Here is a 20749-nt window from a genome sequence, read left to right on the forward strand (position 1 = left end):
TTGGAGGAATTATTTTTGAGGGGTATTTAAAAGCACAGCACCGCTTTGTTCGTCGCCTAGATGATCATCTTTATTGTAAATTGGGCAGTTGTTCATTGATAAGCAACCGCAACCAATGCAGCCATCAACTTTATCGCGAAGACGCTGCATATAGGCAATTCGTTCATCAAGCTGAGCTTGCCATTTCTTAGACAGGGCAGACCAATCTTTTTTTGTAGGAGTACGTTGCTCTGGCAACGTGTCAAGTGTGCTTTTAATGTCATCAAGTGTAATGCCCATAGTTTGAGCGGCTTTGATCACCGCAACACGGCGTAATACATCTGGCTTGTAACGGCGTTGGTTGCCGTTATTACGCCAACTACGAATTAGCCCTTTCGATTCATAGAAATGTAGGGCTGAGACATTAACACCGCTGCGTTTGGCAACAAAGCCAACGCTTAAATTGGCGTCGACGATTTTTTTTGTGGTGGTCGTTGTTGGCATCGTGTTTTTACTCATTATTGGTTCAAATTAAACACAGTGTATTGCTATTCGTGTGGCCTAATGGCTTTAATATCTTGCTCTGCCGCCCATGCCATAACATCTTCGCGCTTTAAGGCGGTGGCCATTAGATCAGGAAATTGATCTGGCGTACAGGCAAATACCGGGCTACCTAATGTTGCAAACTCGCTTGCCATGTCGCTATCGTACGCGGGCCGCCCGTCATCACTTAAGGCAAGTAGGGTGATGACATTAACATCTTGTTTTATTAATTGAGCAATACGTTGTTTTAATTGACTTGCGTCGCCGCCTTCATATAAATCAGAAATAAGCAGCAAATGCGTTTTACTGGGGTGTTCAATTTGTTTTTCGCAGTAAGCAATAGCTTGATTTATATCGGTCCCGCCGCCTAATTGCACACCAAATAATACGCTAACGGGATCTGCCAAGTCTTCAGTTAAATCTAAAATACTGGTATCAAAACAAATCAATTTTGTTTTGACCGCAGGGATAGAGGCCATAACAGCGGCAAAAATTGAGCTGTACACCACAGACGTTGCCATAGAGCCTGATTGATCAACACATAAAATCACTTCATCAAGATCGGCTAAACGACGTTGTTGGCGCATAAATCCAATGAGTTTATCTGGGACTATAGTGTTGTATTTTGGTTGATAGTGACGCAAATTAGCGTTAATAGTGCGCGGCCAGTCTATGTCACTAAAACGAGGGCGAAAGCTGCGCTTGGATTTATTAACTGCACCACGAATAGCTTCGGTTGTTTTTTGTTCAAGCTTGGCGAGTAATTGATTAACCACTTTTTCGATCACGTGACGCGCTGTATCAAGGGTTTTTTCAGGCATGACTGAGCGTAAGCTTACTAAATCAGCCACTAAATGCACATCAGCTTCAATGGCGGCAAGAAACTCAGGCTCCATTAACATTTCTTTTAGGCCGAGTCGCTCAAATGCATCGCGTTGTACCACTTGGACTATGGGAACTGGGAAAAACTCACGAATATCCCCAAGCCATTTTGAAATTTTAGGGGCTGAGCGGCTTAAACTCCCGCGCCCACGCGCTGTACTTTGCTCTGCGTTATAAAGGGCTGAAAGTGCGCCAGATAAACGCTTATCTCTGTCGTTTAATGTGCCTTGTTGATCGTCATCAACCCCCAGTGCTAATTGCCAGCGGCGTGATTTTTCATCTATCAATGTAGTTGATGATTGTTCTGTCACTGAGTTTGGCTCGGTTAAGGTTGTTTTATCGTTCATGCCAACCAATCCTTATTGCGTTGAGCGAGTTTAGCCAGTTTTTCCATGTGTTGCTGCCAATATGTATGTTGATTTGTATCGATGTTTTGAACTATCTCGGCGTGTGCTTTGTTATTAAAAAGCGTATCGAACAAGCGTTTACGCTCCATTGCATCAAGGTTTGAAAATACCCGCCTAAACAAAGGCAAAAACTCAACAAAGGTGGTTTCTTCTAATTGGAGTAACCAATTATTTATGGCGTTGAGTAACAGTGAGTCGTATAGCAGTTGGTCGACCGAATCTGTAAAAAAGCCATCAAAAAATCGTGCAGCTTGAGCCGGTGGCAACGCAGGGGAGAGCATTTTATCAAGCATGGTGCTTAGTTGCTCACGGCTTAAACGCTCATTTTGATAAAGTAATCGTGCACATAAACCAATGAGTAAATAGCTAGATTGATCGCTGTGAGCAATAGCCTCTATTGCTTGCCACCATTTAGCTAAAATGTCGGTATCACCAAGGTGCAGCACTAAGGCACGATGTGCGCTGTTAATATTTTGCTGAACGTGCTGCGCTTCTTCATCATTTAAGTTACGGCACGCGTAAGGCAAAGCAAGCGCTGCTTGAATTGCTAAACGCTCGATCAGTGCATCTATTTGACTCAAAGAAAGCGTACGAGCGCTGCCATAACGGCTTATATCAATAAGGGGCGCAATGCTGGTAAGTAAATCATTGCAGTCACTGACTTGGCCGGCGCGCAGTGTTAACTGGGTTAAACCAAACTCAGTGGCTTGTGAAAGGTTGGCAGTTAAACAGTTAAGCACTGAATCGGCGAGCACGGCTAAGTTTTGTTCTTTTGCTAGTGACGCCATCACTTTGTTATTGGCGGCTTGCTCTATGGTGCTGCCGTAAACAATATGTTCAACGAGTTTAATAGCAAATTCAGGCTGCCAGGTTAAGCGCCACTTTTCTCTAAACGTACCTCGGCTGCTACCTGAGTCAAGTAGCTCGCCCCATGGCACATTTAACAACTGCAGTTGATGTAATAAAATAGATTTGTTTTGGCCAATATCACTGCGCAAGTCGAGTGAATGTTCGCGTGCGAGGGCTTCGGGTTTGAGTTTGTATTTTTTTTGGCGCTTTTGTAAATCTTCAAGCAGTGGCACCAAATCAGTATCATCAGGAATTTGCCCAACCTGATGACCCAGTAAAACGGTGTTATGTATTTGTTCCCACAAGGCGTGTTCACCAAAACACATGCAGCTTATAACCGCATCAGTGATTTCTTCAAAACTTGGTTGTGGCCTGTCTCTTACTGCGGCTAAGCTTAGGCAAAGTCGCTGGGCTTCAATGACTGATGCAGTTGAAATAACGGCCCCTTGCTCTCGTAAATTTTGTGCAATAAACACTAACCAAGGCGCAATATGATCATCCTGTTGGCGATGTTGCCATAAATGCTGATACCACATAGGTGCAGCAACACCTGCGCCGTAGCCTGTTTGCGTGGCTAAACGTGCTGAAGTCCACGGGATCCAAGTGGATTTATGTTTACTGGCTGCAAGCTTTTTAGGGAGGGCTTTTATTAATGCCCGATCATCTTTAGCGCTATGCTTGGCTTTAAGTGCGGGTACATGCCAAGCACCACAAATAACGGCAATGGGGCCGTCGCATAGTTTAGCTATTTTGGCTATTTCTAAGCGCATAAATGCTTCGCGTTGATGATCATGTGCCAGCTCTGGCGAATCTTGTGCGACAGGCTGCCTTAGTGCAGTCATTGCATGTTCAACTTGTTCAAAAATAGCTAAGCTGTCATCGCGATTTTGCTCGATAAGGTCATTCCACCAAGCCTCTGCATCTTGATAGCCTGCAATGTTTGCCAAGACACCAATGGGATCGCGTAAGAGTGCGGTTAACTGTGGTGTATTTTCTTGGTTATTGCTTTGATCATCGCTTTTGCCATCGCTTTGATTATTATTTGGTGTGAGTTGCTCAGCGTTGGTGTGTTCTTCATCTTCACTGTGTAGTTGCTCAGCTTGCATTTGTGCTAAGCGCACTGCAATGGGTAAATCAATAAACGCGCTGGGTATTTGCTGTTGCTTTGCCCAGACACTGGCTTGGTATTCAGGGGAATACTCAGCAAAGGGATAAAAAATGCTGCTTTGTGCATGCTCTACCGCATAGCTTAGCAATGCCACGGGTGGTTTCATTTGCTGATGCGCTAATAATGGTAAAAGATCACTGCAATCAGCGGGGCCTTCTATCAATATATACTGTGGTTGCAGCTGCTCAAGGGCGGCAAGTAATCGCTTACTTGAGCCCGGACCATGATGTCGAATACCAAAATAATGAATATCAGAATGTGCCATTAGTTAACCTTATAGCACCTGATTTAAATGGTGGTAATAGTCTTCATAGCCTTTACGCTTTTTGAGCACAGTTTCAAGGTATTCCTCTAATACGGCGCGATCTTGAACGGGGTCTTTCACAATTGCACCAAGCATACTTTGGCTAATTTCGGCAGCGGTTAACTGGCCTTGGCTAAACCAGTTTGCTTGGCTGAGCCCGCCAACCATAACGGCAATAGCCTCTGCGGTTGATAGGTTCCCGGTTGGGGTTTTTAATGTGAGTTTACCGTCGAGCGTTTCGCCGCCACGTAACTCTCTAAAAATGGCAACAACCTTGGCAATTTCGTCAGCGGTGTTTTTCGGTACTGGTAAATCTAACGATTGGCCCATTTCAGCAACGCGCTTATTAATAATTTCGACTTCTTGATCAACCGAATCTGGCAGCGGCAGTACCACAACATTAAAGCGACGTTTTAACGCTGATGATAGTTCATTAACGCCTTTATCGCGGTTATTCGCGGTGGCAATAATATTAAAACCGCGCTGTGCAAATATGGCATCGTTTAGCTCTGGTACTGGGAGCATTTTTTCTGATAGTACGGTGATCAAGGTATCTTGAACGTCAGAGCCCATACGGGTTAGCTCTTCTAAGCGGCACAAGCTGCCATTTTCCATTGCACGCAATAGTGGCGTTGCAACGAGGGCTTCTTTACTCGGGCCATGTGCTAATAGCTGCGCATAGTTCCAGCCGTAGCGAATTTGGTTTTCGTCTGTGCCAGCGGTACATTGGATAACTTGGGTACTACAGCCACAGATGGCTGCGCTTAAATGTTCAGACACCCATGATTTGGCTGTACCAGGTACGCCCAAAAGTAATAATGCGCGATCGGTCGCCAACGTGGCAACGGCGGTTTCTATAATGCGGCGGTGGCCAATGTATTTTGCTGAAATATCAACGCCCGATGCAGTTTTACCACCCATTAAATAAGTAACCACTGCTTGTGGCGACATTGCCCAGTTATAGGGTTTATTACCAGTGTCGTCCGCTTTTAATGCATCTAATTCACTTTGGTATACTTGCTCAACGGGTAAACGAAGGATATCGCTCATTATAGTGTCCTTGAATAATGTGTGTTGCGCGTCCTGTTTATATTTAGGGCGGCTAATAAAGGGTTGTAAAATGACTGTGCGGCTTGGCTTTTATTAAATTTCATGGTGTTTGTGCCTTTACAGCGACTAAGCCAACATTAAGTTTAAGTGCGTCTAGCATGGGATCTGCAGGCATCACACCTAATGCAATCACGCCATCGTAAATTCGCTGTGCCAGTGCTTGGGGTAAAAATAGCCCAAGTGCTAATAACTCACTCATTATGGCGTAATGCTCAAGGTAATGTTTATCAGTGAGCTCCTGTTTAATATCTTGCTGTAATTGTGCCCAAGCTTGAGTGTGGCTTAGTTGTTGCCAAGTTAGCTCTGTTAATGGCGAATCAATGAGCGACAGCAAATTGCCAAAATTGAAGTGCATATGCTTTTTTTCAAGCAGCGTATAAATAACAGTGGCAACATGTTGCGGTGATAAACGAGATTTAACGCCACGCAGTACATACCATAACAAGCTGTGCGTGAAGAGTTCATCACAACTGCGGGTTATAAAGTCATTGAGTGTTGTTTCTGGCAGGGAATCAAACGCATTGTTAATAAAGCCAATATTATCTTGCTCACGGTATTGATCAAATTGCCAGCCGTTGCATAGCTGTGTAACCGAAATGTTAAGTGTTTTTGCTAATGCTGCTAATGAAACCTCAGCAATAAACTCGGTTCGCATGGCCTGTTGTGTTTTACTTTTGAGTTTTGCGGGCAATACTATGGTGGTTTTTTTAAACAAACCTTTGGTTTTTACTTCTAGCCAAGGTGCTAACTCTTGTGCGTGTTGATCACTTTGGGTATCGTCAACATCCACAGCTAAACGTGCGAGTAATTGTTTGGCAAAGGCCACCACCTTTTTTGATTTATCGGTCAAATATTCTTGTAATTGGGGTTGATCTTGATGGCTTAAATGAATGCTTAAAATGTGATACAAACGCAGCCGATTTTCTGCTAACTCAGTTTTTGCAACCTGATGAATATACTGCGCTGCTAGTTGTGGGTTTGTATGCCTAAGTTGGGTTAAGCGGGCACGTTTTTCTGCTGGGTAAAGGTCGTCCCACTGTAGTTGTTCAAGTGCTGTATTTTGCTGCGCTTGCCATTGGCATAATTGATCATTAGACCAATATACCCAAGGTAAATAAATACTGGGCACAGAGTCTGAGTGTTTTGTTGGCATCCAATCGGCTGGATGGGCACATACGCCACGACTAGCAAGTAAATTAAGTACGGCATCAAACCCTGAGCTTGTTTGTTGTTTACAAAATGTCATTACACGGCTAAATAGAGGCCGCAATGAGGTTGTAATACACGGGAGTGCAAGTGTCGGAATATCAGGTGCTGATACTAACTCCGCCTCGGGTGATGGGTAGTGCATAATCAATTGTTGTTGCTGAGAAAGTATCAGCGCATACATGTTTTGTTTGCTCGGTGTTATCGCACTTAGTAATGTTTGCCAATCATCGGGGAGTTCAGCTAGGTTGATTTGATCATGCCCAACGAGCCATTTTTTCTCGAGCTTTTGAGCTGCTTGCAATGCGTAATTAAGCTGCTCATTACGCGCTTCGATTTCGTTAGCATGAGTGTCGATGATAGTTACTGACATAAAATAACGCCCCATGATGCTGTTTCAACACTTATTAACTCAGCAAATTGTCCATCGAGTAATACAAAGGCCGTATCAAGCTGGCTTCCCAATATTAAAGGGTCTAGCACTTCATTTATTAAAGGTAAATGCACTGTTTTAGTGTTATTTTGCCACCAGTATTGACCTGACTTGTCTTGGCTAATACGCCCTGCAGGGGTAATAAAAGGCACTTCTTCAAGCCATGGCAATTGGGCATGATGCTGCAAAAAATGTAGTCGCCAATCTTGAAGTGGTTCTTGTGTGTGGCTCATTTGCTGATTAGTTGGGCTTTGGGGTATGTATTCATGCTCACCTAAAATAGCCCTGTATGGCATACGACTAGCATAAAAAGTTACTTTACCTTTTAGGGTTTTCCCCAGCGCACTTTGCGTTTTACTACTGCCACTTTTTACAGGAATAAAATCGAGCAACATAGCAATCGCAGTTGCAGGAGTCGATGTTTGTTCATCGCTTGGCGAGAGTAACTTTAACCAGCGCATAGACGCTAGTAAGCCATTACGGCGCATTTGTGATTTTTCACCAATAACTTGCCACGTACCATTGATAGTGAGCGGTTGAGTGCTATTTTCATCAGTATTGGGGCTGAGTACTTGTTCACGATTTTCGCTGCTAACAACACCGCGATAGGCATCAATGTCTTGCGGGTTACTTAGCCATGCTTCGCTGAGTAACGCTAATTTAGCGAGCTCTTGGAGCGCCGCGCTGGGTTGATGTTGCACCGGGTGAGCCAGTATTTTTGCTGGTAATTCGTCAATTCTTGCTGCCAAGTTTGCTGCTTTGGCATCAACTAAACGCGCCGCTATTTGGCGGCACTTATCTCGGCTGTCTTTTAAAAACTGTACAATGCCACTGCTAAGTTGATCGTTTATCCACTGTTGTAACTCAGTCAGCCCTTGTGCCACTGAATCGAGAGTTTTGGCTCGATTTTGCGCTGCGCGTTTAGCTTTATCTTCTTCACGTTTAGCGAGCTCTTCATCGGTGAGTACTTTCTCAACATTGGTTTTATGCAATGAAAGGGGGGCGGCGGATTTACTTATTTTTGCTGCGTTGTCCTGCGCAGAGGCTTCGTCTGTTGTGCTGGTGGAGCGTCTGCGTCTGCCTAACCAGTCATTCACCCATTGTGGCGGCGCAGTTTTAGCGAAGTTATCAGGCAAGTCAGAAAACTGCCAAAATAGCGCAAGCACATGTTTACACGGAAACTTACGCGACGGGCATGTACATTTATAGCCGTGATCGCTCACATCAGCCATAGTGTAGTAGGGTGTGGAGCCTGAGCCCTGACACTCTCCCCAAATTGTATTTACGTCTTGGGCTTGCCCAAGCACTGGCCACTTGGCGGGTTTGAGTAATTTTTTTGCGGCATTAATTGATGGCTGATCGGGTGCCAACTCTTGCACGAGCGTGTCGGATACTTCCATGATAAAACGCCTACTACATTACTGATGTGAAATAAGGTTAATAGCGCCAGTTTATCTATAATTCTCGTAAATACAATACGCTAATAGTTAATATAGGTACATCAAAGTAAAAAATTGATCACAAATAGCGCCTAAAAAAGGTAAAAAAATAGTTGTTGACCTTAACTTAGCTTGAGGTTTTATGCTTGGTTGCATCATTAAAAAGGAGTTAACCCAATGCAACAAAAATCAGTACATAATACAGCGATTATTTATTCAAGTGGCCGAAAAAATGGTAATACAACAGCGCAGGTGAACGCATACAGTAAACAAAAAAGCGGCATTGTTTTTTGTTTAGATGATTATGTTATTGCCCCTTACCGATATGATAAGCAATATAACAATGACGACTTTTATAACTTGTTCGAAGTGCTGTTACGTTATGAACATTGGGTATTTGCATCCCCCGTTTACTGGTACAACACGACCCCACAAATGAAAGCGTTTATGGATAGAATAACCGATTACATGGATGATGAGGCGCTAAAGCCAAAGTTAAGAACATTGCGCCAAAAGCATTACTCTTTACTCTCAAATGCAGCCTCAGCAGAGGCCCCATCTGCATTTATAGATATGTTTAAACATACCTTTAACTATTTAGGCATGACGTTTAAAGCACATTCACATATTCAAGCTAGTTAAACTGTTTTAAACAGGGTAGGCTAAAACAAAAAAGGGTAATTTATGAAAACGTTATTTATGGGTTTTAGCCTACTTTTAACAAGCCTCGCAGTATCAGCACAGGAACCCGAGCCTGTTATTAAAGATTTTGGCTTTTTTTATAATGTTACAGAGCACACATCTGATCTAAAGCAGGCGCAGTTTAAAATAGCTTTTGATGTAGGTGAGGGTGCTGAAAAAGGTCAGCAAAATAACCATATAAATTCGTTGGCGCGTTTTATTAATATGCATGTGGCGCATGGCGTTAACCCTGACAATATCAAGCTTGCTTTGGTTGTTCATGGCAGTGCCAGTGTTGATGTGCTTGAAAACAGTTTTTACACGCAGCGTTTTGGTGTAGGTAACAAAAACCAATCACTTATAAAGCAATTACTTGCTAATAACACCGACATTTATGTATGCGGCCAGTCGGCAACGCATATGAAAGTAGCTAAAAAGCAGCTTATCCAAGGTGTTAAAATGTCGCTATCAGCAATGACCGCTCACGCAAAATTACAGCAGCAAGGTTATACCTTGAACCCGTTTTAAATGAATGTTTTGTGTTTTGGTGATTCAAATACCTTTGGGCTTTCAGCAATAGATGGCTCGCGTTTATCTGAAATTGAACGTTGGCCTACATTATTCAAACAAGCGATCGGGGACGAACATAAAGTAATTGAAGCAGGCCAACCTAACCGCACACTTGTAAATAACCCACCATTTACCGGGAACAAATCAGGGGTTACGTACTTAAAGCCTTATCTTGAAGCGCATCAGCTTGATGTAATCATCATACAACTGGGTACGAATGATCTAAAAGCACGCTTTGCGTTAACAGCAGAGAAAATTGCTGAAGGTTTAGCGCAATTTATTAATGAAATTGAGTTGTTTTATCAATCAACACCTCAACCGCGTTTAGTTATTATTAGCCCATTTACAGTGTTTGAAGTAGGCCAATACCAACGCATTTACGCAGGCGCACAGGCTAAAGCCGTGCAATTATCTCACGAGTGTAGGCGTATAGCACACGCACACAACTGCCTTTTTTTAGACGGTCACACATTAATAACACCCTGTAAAAACGAGGGAATTCATTTACCAGCCACAGAGCACAAAAAGCTAGCAAATGCTGTATTTGAGCTTATTTACCAATACTCAGGTTACTTAAGGCGGGCTGTTTTAATTAGTGACTAAATTAAAATAGTAGCAACGCGCCTTAGAGTTTATCGAACAATAAAGCTTTGCTCTGTTTGGCCTGATTCATACATCCATTGGTAAGTGAGAGGTTCAGTGCTGCCATCATAAAACCATATCAATGCCACTAACTCTGTTTCACTATTAGCGATTGTTACAGATTTTTTAATGCCTAAGCTGCTGATCGGGCTTCTATAAATACAGTTATTATAGTCTACAGGTTGCTCAAGTTGAGGTTTAACACATACATTTAAATACGCTCGTTGAGATATCTCAGTCAATTTAACGTCTATTAGTAATTCAAATTGCGTCGAAAAATCAAATTCGGGTGTTGCGACTAAATCAGCTGTTGAAACCGGCGTAACAACTGGTGGTGAAACTGGTGCAGGCGTTTCTCCTTGAATAGGAGTTGATGTATTTGTATCATCCGATCCACCACCACAGCCTTGTAACATAAACCCTGTTGCCGCCAAAATAGTCATGATTAAATTTTTCATATTAAACTCCTAATTATTGATGACTTTTGATTCACTAAAGGTATTAAACCACGTTGTTTTTTCTGATCCTGATGATTGTGTAAACTCAGCAAAATCCGGATAAGCACTCAGTAGATCAACGCCCTCTTTAGGATGAGACCAGTTCACACCAATTTCTAATGCCCAAGGTAACCCTTGTGCTGTTTGATAATACATTTCTGAACCACTGTTATCATCGGCTTGACCATATGAGATTGCAAAAGCCTCTGTGGGAGATTGGTTTTTAAGATGTACTTCCCAACTTCTAGCATTGTTAACATCGACAAATGGGCCATGATAAAAACCATTTACAGCAAAAATAAAGGGGTCAAATAATGCGGATGGAGCGCTTTCACTTGCCACAGGTGTAATTAAAGGCACTGTCACTTTAAAGCTAACTTTAGGGCTGTTTTCGCACCCGGATTGTGTTCTAAAATATGTGCATGACGCTGAGGTTTCAAACCAGTTCTTAGTATCAGCCATAACGATTATGATAGCCTCACTACGCCCTGGCTCGATCGCAGAGCTAGTTTGCTGCACACCGTTTATTTCATAACGAATTAAATCTTCATTGATGTTACTAGACAATATTGAATCTAAGCGCACAGCAAAACCGTTATGATAACTTGCCCCAACAGCATTTAACGTGCCCTCTACTGTAAATCTCACAACATCAGAACCCACTAAATCAGTGGTTGTACGGTAATTAACAACAACATCATTAAAGTCATAATCACCCTTTTCAGGCCATAAATCCTCATAAGCCAATGCAACCCAATCATTTGCCCCTGGATAGCTAATACTGGTAATTCCTGGATCTGATATGCTAATTGGGTAATCTTCAACCTCACCATCAGATACCCCGCCAATAGAGCCTATATCAGCTGTTTTTGATACTCTGAACCTTGACCATGTATCACCTACAAATGCATTACTTGGAATATCTACTAATATTGCATTTAACCCTTCAACCAATAAGTGCTGGCTTATCGCTTGCGTATCATCAAACTTGCCATTGTTATCCCAATCAAACCAAGCGTTTAAATAACCTTCTTTTGATGCTTTAACAATAATTAAACTATCAAGGCCAGCCTCTAAGGCTGTGACAAATTGAACGCCATCATCGCTATCATCTGTAGATTTAGGTACAGGTTCGCCATTGACAATATCACCTAGAAAAATGCCATTTTCATCAAATTCATGTCTTGCACCGTTATCAGCTAATGAAATGCCATAGCTAGTTGGCGCATCACCAAAATCAATTGTGGTGTCATCTTCATCTATGATCGGTGCTGTCGCACACCTTGCACCATCGTTATTAGAAGAGCTTGGCCCGTAAGCAAACAGCGTTGCATTAGGTGATGCTGCTGAAACATCAATTCTGAAAACATGACCATCACTATTTCTGCTGATATAAAAATTACCATCAACATCAAAATAAACTGCACCAAATGTACCGGACACTCCCACATTACCTAAATTGGTTGATACTGCGGTTGAGCCATCTTTTTGGATAGTTATTTTATGTAAATTACCATTACTATCAACACTATAAGCACGGTCTGCGTTAGGGTTTGAGTCTGCATCAGGGTGAAATGCTAAATCAAAGATGTTTAAATTGAGTAAATCTCCAGAAACAACCAGATTCATAATTAAGTAGTCGCTACTACTTTCATCTAAATCAGTACGATAAAGGCCATAGCTAGCGCCTTTTCTATAGCTGTAGTAATAATTTTGTTGAACAGAAACGTCACCAACATAAAAGTTAGTGCTTGCGGGTGTGTTAGCAACTGCTAATGGAATCATTTGAAAGTCGTTGCCAATTTTTACTATGGTTGCTGCGTCGTATCCCCAGCCATATAAATATCGGTCATGTAGATTAAATCCCAACCCATTGATTTTGCCAGTAGTGCCTAAATTATCACTTAAAACAGCATTGCTACCAGTTGCTAAGTTAACACCATATAATTTAGCAACTGACTCTTGTACTAAAAAAGCTTTTGACGGACAAGTCGTAAAAGGATCTGCGTGTAAATCCAAACTCAATAGAGCCAAAGTGACAGCTACATAAAGTTGTTTAGTTTTCATATAAAGACTCCAATGGGTAAGCTACTTTGGAAGTGCATTACTCAAGCCAACTTTTTTTATTATATACTTCAAAGTGTTGTGGCATTGCTGATCAATGTTTTTGCAATTTGCGATACGAATTGCGACTCAATTACTCAACCAGGTTTGCTTTGTATCCGCCTGATATTCCAGTTAGATAGCTCAACTCTGAGTAATACAGTTAACAGCGCGCAAGGGGTAATGTTATTCCTGATGAGTAATTAGCAGCTAAAAATATATGCTTGTCATTTTTATTTAAGTAAAACAATTGATTAAAAATGTTATTTTATAAAATCGCTTAAGCAGTGTAACCGGCGTAAGTGGTCGGCATGGCTCAATAGGCTATGATACCCGCGGAAATATTACTAACAACGGTGCATATAGTTTAGATTTTAATGCGGCAAACCAGCTTACTACAGCAAAAGGTAATAGCTATTTATATGATGGTCACAACCGCCGCGTAAAACAGAGCGATGGCAATGGCACCAGCTATTCAATGTACAGCCAAGGTGGTACATTACTGTACAGAGAAAAAGGCGAGACCATAACAGGCAACGGCACTAACTATATTTACTTAGGTAAAAAACTGATTGCCAAGTACGGAGACGTAACACCGCAAACAGTGAATGAAAGCCGACAGCACAGCCGCCCATTTGGTGAATCGATAGAAGCACCCAAAGATGACGTAGGGTACACAGGGCATAAATTCGACACCGACTTAGGGTTGAGTTATATGCAGGCACGATACTATGATCCAGTTATAGGCCGGTTTTACAGTAGTGATCCGGTTGGTACTTTAGAGCATTTATCTGGGTTAGGTGGTATTCACGGATTTAACAGATACGCATATGCAAATAATAACCCATACAAGTACGTAGATCCTGATGGGGAAGCTGTTATTTATGCTGGATTTACTGGAGGCGGAAATGCTGGGGTTAGCGGTGACAATGCCGGTGGTGTTTTCTTCGACGTTTCGTTTGACGGAATCAAATTTGGAACTTATACCTCGCATGAAATAGGTTCTTCTACTGGAACACCGTCAGCTGGCGCTGGTTTTGAAATGGGGGCAATGACAGGTGGATATGAAACCGCGTTAAATGGTGAGTATATGATTGCAGGAGGACAAGGTGGTGCTGGAGCTGTTGGTACAGTAGCTGGTAACACAACATTGGGGCCAACCCCTGAGGTTGGTGTGCAATTATCTCTCGAAGAAGGAACACCGCAAGCTAACGGGTTTATCCACACTGGTACAGGGCAAGCCACAGTGGTAGGTTCCTTAACTGGGCAAGAGTTAGTAATGGCTTGCAAAGCGCAGGTCAAGCAATACAGTCTACTATGGGTGCTATCGCCACCAATATTCAAGAAGGACTAGATATAGATATGGGGATGTAAATAACTTCGGTATGAATGATAAAGATACAAAAATATTAAAGGTTGTTGGAGCTTTGACTGTTGCAAGCTTAATTGGATATCAAACATTATCTAGTTCATTTGATAAAAATGCTGCTATTTCCGATTTGAAGGAAATGGACTTAAAAGAAGTAGCTTTAAAGGCTAGCATGAAAGGCAATAGTCTTAGATCAACGAGAAATACAACTATACTTGATGAGGTTGAAGTTTGTTTGTCAGAAATGACTAAAATTCCTAACTACCGATTTGGAGAAGAGGTGAATTGGGAAGTAGTTAGCTTTATTGGAGATAATACGATCCACAATATTTCTTATGCAGAATTGTCCTCAGGTGAGATTGCTCTGGGGGCTGAGTATATTTTAACCAATGTAGAAGCTGGGGAATCTACAAACCTTGGTGGAGGAAGGGGAGTATCTTCCGAATGTCTTGGTGAAATATTTAAAAAGTTTTAATGTAAATAAAGATGACATATATGGTCACTCCGCCTGAGTCAAATTTTCAGGTGGTTTTTTATTCTTTTACAGTACATTTTTGTTATTACATGATGATCACCGCGCCAGCGAGTTTTTACTAATAAAGGTAACGGTCCTATGACATATATCCGGCGTCTAATGGCTATTACGTTGCCGCGCCCTAAATTAATAAAGATGACACCCATCCTAAAGTTTGTATTTTTCATATTTTTTACTGGCTTTTAATTAGTATTAGAAATGAACAGGTTGATGCATGGCAACTGCAAGAAAGCGCCAAGTAAGTTTGGTTGATACAAAGTATTATCACTGCATTTCACGTTGAGAAATAAAGATTGTACTCATCCTAAAAAAAAAATAAAAAGGACACCCACCCTAAAGTTTGTATTTTTTGCAAACAAAGATGACACCCATCCTAAAGTTTGATACTTGAATGCAAGAAGAGATAAACTTTTAGCCCAAAAGAGTAAACTTAGTAGCGCAGTTTTATTTACTCAATTAAAGTGGCTGTCTAGTTTATTCGAACCAGATAACCGTGCTGGTGGCGGTGAATACAGTGTACAGCAAAGGTTTGGCTGGACAAATGGCGTGACTTCGCGGTTTTATAGGTTAGTCTTTTTGGCTGGTTCTTAATAAACTATATTTGTAGAGTATATTACTTTGCGGTCTCAATCTAAATAGCTAGACGTCTATCCTTGTAAACACTATATATATCATAGTATTAATCAATAGATAACGGTTGAATGTTGTTATTTAATTGGGTATTGTGAATAAAATATTTCAAGGACGAAAGCAGATGATTCAACCGACTTCTGTATTTATAAAAACAGTTCAAAACGTACGCCCTCAAACACAAAGCTACTCTTACTTGATAAAAATACTAGAGGCGTTTTTTGGCAAGGTTAAAATGGAAGACTGCTTGCCGCATACGAGTGAGCGCCATGATTTTGACCTTTATTTAGTCGACAGTGCCGGCAGTAATTGGCAAGATTTAGTGCCCGCTGATTTAATTATGCTAGCAAAATTACGCCCTGTTATTGTTTTTAATGCTAATCCTGATGCAACATGTGAAAAAAACCTATTGCTTAATAATTTTAAAGGTGTGTTTTATGATCATGACGCACCAGAAAATGTATTTAAAGGATTAGTCCGCATAATTAATGATGAATTGTGGTTTAGCCGTAAGATCATTTCATCTACTTTCATTGAAATCCTCGCGATGGTCACAAATAATGAACAGTCAAATACCCTCAATATCGATAGCACACACGAGCAATTAGTTAATTTAACTAAACGTGAAAAATCAGTTATATACTTACTAGCTCAAGGTGCCAGTAATCATGATATTGCTGATCGATTAAATATCAGTGATCACACGGTGAAAACGCACCTGTATAGTGCGTTTAAAAAAACCAGCTCACGTAATCGTATTGAACTTGCTAATTGGGCACAGCGTTATATGGCGGTTAGATTGCCGTTGCATGATTAAATGCTTTTTATAGTTATTGAGTAGATAGGAAATAGCATGAATACGTGTATTTTTTGCGATATTGTCGCTGGCAAAGAACCTTGCCACAAAGTGTGGGAAGACGATGAACATTTGGCTTTTTTAACTATTTACCCAAACACGAAAGGGGCCACGGTTGTGATCCCTAAACAGCACCTTTCAAGTTATGCCTTTGCACAACCGGATCAAGTTCTTGAAAAACTTATAGTCGCAACTAAAAAAGTAGCGCTTATTTTAGACTCTGTACTCGATGGAGTAGGGCGAACAGGTATGTTTTTAGAAGGCTATGAAATTGATCATCTACATAGTAAATTATCACCTATGCATGGTACGGGAAGTGGATCTGAATTTCATCATATAGAACCAACATTCGGGCCCTTTATAGAAAAATATGAAGGCTATTTATCATCTCATGATTGCGAGCGTGCTGATGACAGCGAACTTGCTGTGTTAGCCAAGTTACTTCAAGATCATGTGCCACGTTTTAGTTGTTAGATTACTGAAGGATCATTATGTTAGAGGCAGCTGCACTTTTATTGTTATTTTGCGGAATAGTTCACTCATACTTGGGTGAAAAGTATATTTTGATCCGCTTATTTAAACGCGACAATTTACCAAAATTACTTGGCAGTGATTGGTTTACAAAGCGTGTATTACGTTTCGCTTGGCATTTAACTACCATTGCTTGGTGGGGATTTGCGGCGATCATCTACTTTATACTGTACCCCAGCGGCAATTACAGCATTGATATTCAGCATATTATTGCTGTGGTATTTATCCTAAGTGGTATTATGTCGCTAACGTTTACCCGAGGTAAGCATTTGTCGTGGATATTCTTTTTTTGCATCGCAGGATTATGCATTGCAGTTGGTAATAACTACTAGCGAAGATTATCTATTTAGATACAGCCTTGGCAATAGATTTAACTATTTACTAAGGCTGTTGTTGGGGAAAGATTAACTACGCTTTGTTGCCCATATTCCTTTATCAATGCCTTTAATGACTAAATCGCTGAGGGCTTTTTCAATTGCCTGAGTGACGCAAATACTCATTGGCTCGTTATCGCTGTAGCCTGCTTCAGCTTCGGCTAAACGTTTGTAGCTGATATAACGGAAAAAGCCTGCCCGCATTTCTTGGCTAAGTACTTTTTTGCTTGTAGCAACCGAAAGTAAAACTTGTCCTGTACGTACATCTACGGCGCGTAAATAAATAGAGATTGCATCTTCTCGGTATAGCTCTGATGCGCCAATGCCAAAATATTCCATGCCAAATCCACCTGTTTTTACATTGGTGTCGTAGCTAATAATACCCCCTTCTAAGATTATTTTTGCCGTCGTTAAAGGTGGGAGTTCAACAGCATTGGGTTGATCTGCTTGAGAAGCGCGAATGATTTTTCGCTCTGTTAGTATATTTTGTAAGCCTTCTCGTTCAACAGGGATAAACCAATCAGACTCATGCAGTGCTTGCATTAAAATTGAATTTGCACCTTGCGTGACGGCGGTAGAAAATGAACTCACATTCCCTTGTGGTTTATACTGACCTGTTTGATCGCGAAACGAATACACAGAAACGGCAATGCTACCTGCTGGCTTAGGGAGTTGTTGCAGTGCTGTAAAGGTATCAGTAGGTGCTAAAGTAGCGGCTAACTCTTTAGATGGTGGGATCAAGTGGCCCACATTACTACATGCTGATAAAAGAGCAGATAATGCAATGGCAAATGCTGTAATTGATAATTTTTTCATTTAGCTAAACCTCGGGACTTCAATAACTACAATGCTGCCATCAGTGGTGTTGGTAATACGTACTGTTATTGAATCAACAGTACTAGTGATCACTTGAATCTCATAATCCCCGCTTAAGAAAATAGAATCTTGATTAAAAATACTGTCATCAATATCCTCGCCAAAAGCAATATCTGTGATTTCACGTACCATACGATTTAAATACGTACGCTCTAAGGAATCTTGAAATTTTTCAGCATAACTTTGCTCTATAATCGGGGCTTTATGTTTATTTTGTGATTGCGCTTTATTGAGCAACATATTAGCGTTTAATGGGCTACCGCCAAAACTAGGGTTTATTGGGGTATAGACAAGCTCGGTTGCACACAAGGTGAAAGAAAAAACCGTTGTAATAATTGTTATTATATATTTCATAAAATTGGGAGTCATTTTACCATCCGTTTTTTGCCATATCTGGCGAAGCTTTGTGTAAATTTGAGCGTGCCATTGCATCCATAACGCCATAGAGTGCGTGCTCAACGCGATCACTAATTGGTTCAAGTCGACGTCCTAAATAGGTTACGTAAACAGTTTGATTATTCATCATAAGTGTAAGTTGAGTGCCAGCGCGAGGTAACACAGTTTCTTTTATTTCGACGTTAAAACCCGCAGTTGAAGGGAGATCGCGCCATAAGTTAGAAAATTCAAAATAAAATTGATGACCAAAGCGGCTAATACTGCGATCAAGTACCAAACCATCTATTTCTAATTCATCAGCACCATGAGAAAAAGCGCTGTAGGTCAATACACACAGCAAGCTAAATGAAGTCATAAGTGTTTTAATTAACATGGTATAACGTATAGGGGGGCGATAACCCCCCTATATCCTTACTCTTGTGTAATGGTTGCTGTGTTGAAATCACCTACTTGGGTGATGATCACAGAACTATTTGAGTTAATGATTGATCCTTCAACAAGGTTACCGTTACCTACTTGAGTAACTTCGAAATTGATATTATCGCCGCCGATAATAAATGCGCCGCTACCAATTCCAGCCACCATATTCATGTCGCCTTCTTGGGAAATATCGATTGAATGGTTATTACCTTCCATTACTAAATCAATCGCATTGAGTTCACCGTTTTGAGAAAAATCAACGCTGTTGTTATTGCTATCAATTACGCTACCAAAAGTAACAACTGCTTCATTCGCAGTGCCTAGTTGGTAAATGTTGATGTCGTTGTTATTTGATGCAATTGTAGTATCTGGGTACGAAGACTGAATTAACGCGGTATTCATATCACCCGCTTGAGCGAGGTCTACATCATTACCTTCGCCATTAAAGTTGGCAATGTGTGCGCTATTTTCATTACCAATTTGGTTACTCATGAATTCGTTATTTGAACCAATAACACCTAAATATGTTTCATTTGTAGAACCGTTTTGTACAACGGTGAGTTCGTTATTATCACCAACAACATCAACGCCAACTTGGTTGTCATTTTGTTGTTGATTTACTGATACATCATTATCAGTGCCTGCAAATAAATCAGAAGTAAATACGTTGTTATTACCTTCTTGATCTATTGAGAGTCTATTGTCATCGCCTTCTACATCAGCGAAAGTTGCTTTGTTAGAATCACCGGCTTGCTCTACTTCTAAGCGGTTATCATCACCACGCAGTGAAGTGATTGTAACGTCATTGAAATTACCATCTTGGTCGATTGAAAGCTCATTTTCGTTGCCAACAAGCTCGTCAATTGCAAAAGCATTAAACAGACCAATTTGATTGACTTCAACTGAGTTTTCATCACCGCTGATCAATGCAATTTTTGCTTCGTTTAATAACCCTGATTGTGATGCGCTAAGAGTATTATCGTTTCCTTGTAAGTCTAGATTATAGAACCAATGGCCACCGTCTTGTTGCGTAACTGCAACATCATTGTTATCACCTTGGATGATGTTGATAGCTTCATTATTAATGCCAAAAAAGCCACTGCCATATTGGGCGACATCAATCGTGTTGTCGTTACCTGCTACGTCTGATAATGCGCCATTGAGTTCACCGTCTTGGCTGTGGTTTAACGTATTGTTGTCACCGACAGTGTAAGTTAGTGATAGATTTTGAATTTGTTTTTGATCGACCGTAATACTGTTGTTATCGCCTAAACTTTTTACGTTAGCCTCAAGGCCATCGCCTTGTTGTGTTACGGTGGCATCATTGCCTATACCTTGTAATGATGTTTGTTCAATTGTTAGAACATTTCCTACCGCAGTACTTGAGACTTGGCTTGCTAGTACCGAAGTTGATTGATTTTTATTTTCTATACTTGCGTGTGCAACAAAGCTTGAGCTCAACGCAACTGCGATTGCACATGTTAATAAAGATTTTTTCAATGTCATGATTTTTCCTTAACTTATAATTATTAGCGCAGTGACTTGATGGGTATACCGCCAATTCCTGCATTGTGTTCGGCATGCCTTGCCGATTTAAGTTTTGTAATATCAAGAGCAAAATACTCATTCATCAAAGAGGTGAAGAGTTATGTTGATGGCGGTGCTGTATTGTGTGTTATTTAAAAGCGAGCCGAAATCAACTGACGATTTACTGTATTGTGTTATCGAAATGACTTAAATCATCTTTTTTTAGGGTTTTTATTTTCATTTAATTTCAAAGACTTAATTTGATGTTGCTAATTTGTTAAGTTTTTGTTGTTGGTAACTGGTAAAAAATGATGAGACTGGCGTAGTCGAGCAGCTATAGATTTACCAGTAAAAATGAATGGGTTTTCTTTAAGGTTATGGGTAAAACCCATGTTAAAGAATGGTTTTACAGTTGCGGTCAT

The 20749-nt window shown here is 40.9% G+C and carries 20 protein-coding genes and 2 pseudogenes; 10 read left to right on the forward strand and 12 right to left on the reverse strand.

The genetic code is table 11. The annotated features are described in order from the left end of the window. Positions 1-9: 9 nt before the first annotated feature. The 6 genes from soxR to A7967_RS16460 form a co-directional block, all read right to left on the reverse strand. Positions 10-498: a redox-sensitive transcriptional activator SoxR gene (soxR, locus tag A7967_RS16435; RefSeq protein WP_231658988.1), complete on the reverse strand. Its 489-nt coding sequence runs from the start codon at positions 496-498 to the stop codon at positions 10-12. A gap of 29 nt (positions 499-527) precedes the next feature. Further along, positions 528-1751 (reverse strand): VWA domain-containing protein, encoded by a 1224-nt coding sequence (locus A7967_RS16440; RefSeq protein ID WP_054204141.1) that lies wholly within the window; start codon positions 1749-1751, stop codon positions 528-530. Further along, entirely contained in the window at positions 1748-4093 is a 2346-nt protein-coding gene (locus tag A7967_RS16445) for a DUF5682 family protein (protein ID WP_054204142.1), read from the reverse strand. The genes A7967_RS16440 and A7967_RS16445 overlap by 4 nt, the downstream gene beginning before the upstream one ends. 9 nt (positions 4094-4102) lie before the next feature. Continuing rightward, positions 4103-5182 (reverse strand): ATP-binding protein, encoded by a 1080-nt coding sequence (locus A7967_RS16450; RefSeq protein WP_054452242.1) that lies wholly within the window; start codon positions 5180-5182, stop codon positions 4103-4105. A gap of 100 nt (positions 5183-5282) precedes the next feature. Continuing rightward, entirely contained in the window at positions 5283-6821 is a 1539-nt protein-coding gene (locus A7967_RS16455; protein WP_064435868.1) for a DUF5691 domain-containing protein, read from the reverse strand. Continuing rightward, on the reverse strand, positions 6812-8281 hold the full coding sequence (locus A7967_RS16460) for an SWIM zinc finger family protein (RefSeq protein WP_064435869.1): 1470 nt from the start codon (positions 8279-8281) through the stop codon (positions 6812-6814). The genes A7967_RS16455 and A7967_RS16460 overlap by 10 nt, the downstream gene beginning before the upstream one ends. A gap of 216 nt (positions 8282-8497) precedes the next feature. Between A7967_RS16460 and A7967_RS16465 the strand changes: the two genes are divergently transcribed. From A7967_RS16465 to A7967_RS16475, 3 genes are read left to right on the forward strand one after another with little or no spacing between them, the layout of a single operon-like run. Then, positions 8498-8962 (forward strand): flavodoxin family protein, encoded by a 465-nt coding sequence (locus A7967_RS16465; protein ID WP_054204146.1) that lies wholly within the window; start codon positions 8498-8500, stop codon positions 8960-8962. Between the two features lie 42 nt (positions 8963-9004). Beyond that, the gene (locus tag A7967_RS16470) at positions 9005-9529 is read left to right on the forward strand and encodes a DsrE family protein (RefSeq protein ID WP_054452237.1); all 525 of its coding nucleotides are present in this window, start codon (positions 9005-9007) and stop codon (positions 9527-9529) included. Continuing rightward, positions 9530-10174: a GDSL-type esterase/lipase family protein gene (locus A7967_RS16475; RefSeq protein WP_054204148.1), complete on the forward strand. Its 645-nt coding sequence runs from the start codon at positions 9530-9532 to the stop codon at positions 10172-10174. It abuts the gene before it with no gap. Between the two features lie 29 nt (positions 10175-10203). On the opposite strand, the gene A7967_RS16480 is transcribed toward A7967_RS16475, so the two are convergent. After that, complete coding sequence (locus tag A7967_RS16480; protein WP_054204149.1) at positions 10204-10671, reverse strand: hypothetical protein; 468 nt, start codon at positions 10669-10671, stop codon at positions 10204-10206. Between the two features lie 9 nt (positions 10672-10680). Beyond that, entirely contained in the window at positions 10681-12777 is a 2097-nt protein-coding gene (locus tag A7967_RS16485) for an LruC domain-containing protein (protein WP_064435870.1), read from the reverse strand. Between the two features lie 514 nt (positions 12778-13291). Between A7967_RS16485 and A7967_RS23415 the strand changes: the two genes are divergently transcribed. The 7 genes and pseudogenes from A7967_RS23415 (at position 13292) to A7967_RS16515 (ending at position 17066) form a co-directional block, all read left to right on the forward strand. Beyond that, the gene (locus A7967_RS23415; RefSeq protein ID WP_064435871.1) at positions 13292-14167 is read left to right on the forward strand and encodes an RHS repeat-associated core domain-containing protein; all 876 of its coding nucleotides are present in this window, start codon (positions 13292-13294) and stop codon (positions 14165-14167) included. Positions 14168-14198: 31 nt separating this feature from the next. After that, positions 14199-14657: a hypothetical protein gene (locus A7967_RS16495; RefSeq protein ID WP_064435872.1), complete on the forward strand. Its 459-nt coding sequence runs from the start codon at positions 14199-14201 to the stop codon at positions 14655-14657. 274 nt (positions 14658-14931) lie between these two features. After that, positions 14932-14997: pseudogene (locus A7967_RS22840) on the forward strand (Mobile element protein); the annotation flags it as partial. 200 nt (positions 14998-15197) lie between these two features. After that, positions 15198-15308 (forward strand): annotated as a pseudogene (locus A7967_RS23570) (trehalase family glycosidase); the annotation flags it as partial. A gap of 163 nt (positions 15309-15471) precedes the next feature. Then, the gene (locus A7967_RS16505; RefSeq protein ID WP_054204154.1) at positions 15472-16164 is read left to right on the forward strand and encodes a helix-turn-helix transcriptional regulator; all 693 of its coding nucleotides are present in this window, start codon (positions 15472-15474) and stop codon (positions 16162-16164) included. A 36-nt stretch (positions 16165-16200) separates the two neighbouring features. Then, the gene (locus A7967_RS16510; RefSeq protein ID WP_054204155.1) at positions 16201-16677 is read left to right on the forward strand and encodes an HIT family protein; all 477 of its coding nucleotides are present in this window, start codon (positions 16201-16203) and stop codon (positions 16675-16677) included. 17 nt (positions 16678-16694) lie between these two features. Further along, entirely contained in the window at positions 16695-17066 is a 372-nt protein-coding gene (locus A7967_RS16515) for a hypothetical protein (protein WP_064435874.1), read from the forward strand. A 72-nt stretch (positions 17067-17138) separates the two neighbouring features. Here A7967_RS16515 and A7967_RS16520 read toward each other — a convergent pair whose 3' ends face one another. Genes A7967_RS16520 through A7967_RS16535 form a run of 4 tightly spaced genes read right to left on the reverse strand, consistent with a single transcriptional unit; the run spans position 17139 to position 20306 of the window. Next, on the reverse strand, positions 17139-17924 hold the full coding sequence (locus A7967_RS16520) for a CsgG/HfaB family protein (protein WP_064435875.1): 786 nt from the start codon (positions 17922-17924) through the stop codon (positions 17139-17141). Beyond that, positions 17925-18338, reverse strand: coding sequence for a curli assembly protein CsgF (locus A7967_RS16525; protein WP_054204189.1), 414 nt, complete (start codon positions 18336-18338; stop codon positions 17925-17927). 16 nt (positions 18339-18354) lie between these two features. Then, positions 18355-18735, reverse strand: coding sequence for a curli production assembly/transport protein CsgE (locus A7967_RS16530; protein ID WP_231658990.1), 381 nt, complete (start codon positions 18733-18735; stop codon positions 18355-18357). A 56-nt stretch (positions 18736-18791) separates the two neighbouring features. After that, on the reverse strand, positions 18792-20306 hold the full coding sequence (locus A7967_RS16535) for a curlin (RefSeq protein WP_064435876.1): 1515 nt from the start codon (positions 20304-20306) through the stop codon (positions 18792-18794). Positions 20307-20749: the final 443 nt, after the last annotated feature.

Origin of the sequence: Pseudoalteromonas neustonica, assembly GCF_001653135.1 — a bacterium.
In the GTDB taxonomy this organism is placed as follows: domain Bacteria; phylum Pseudomonadota; class Gammaproteobacteria; order Enterobacterales; family Alteromonadaceae; genus Pseudoalteromonas; species Pseudoalteromonas neustonica.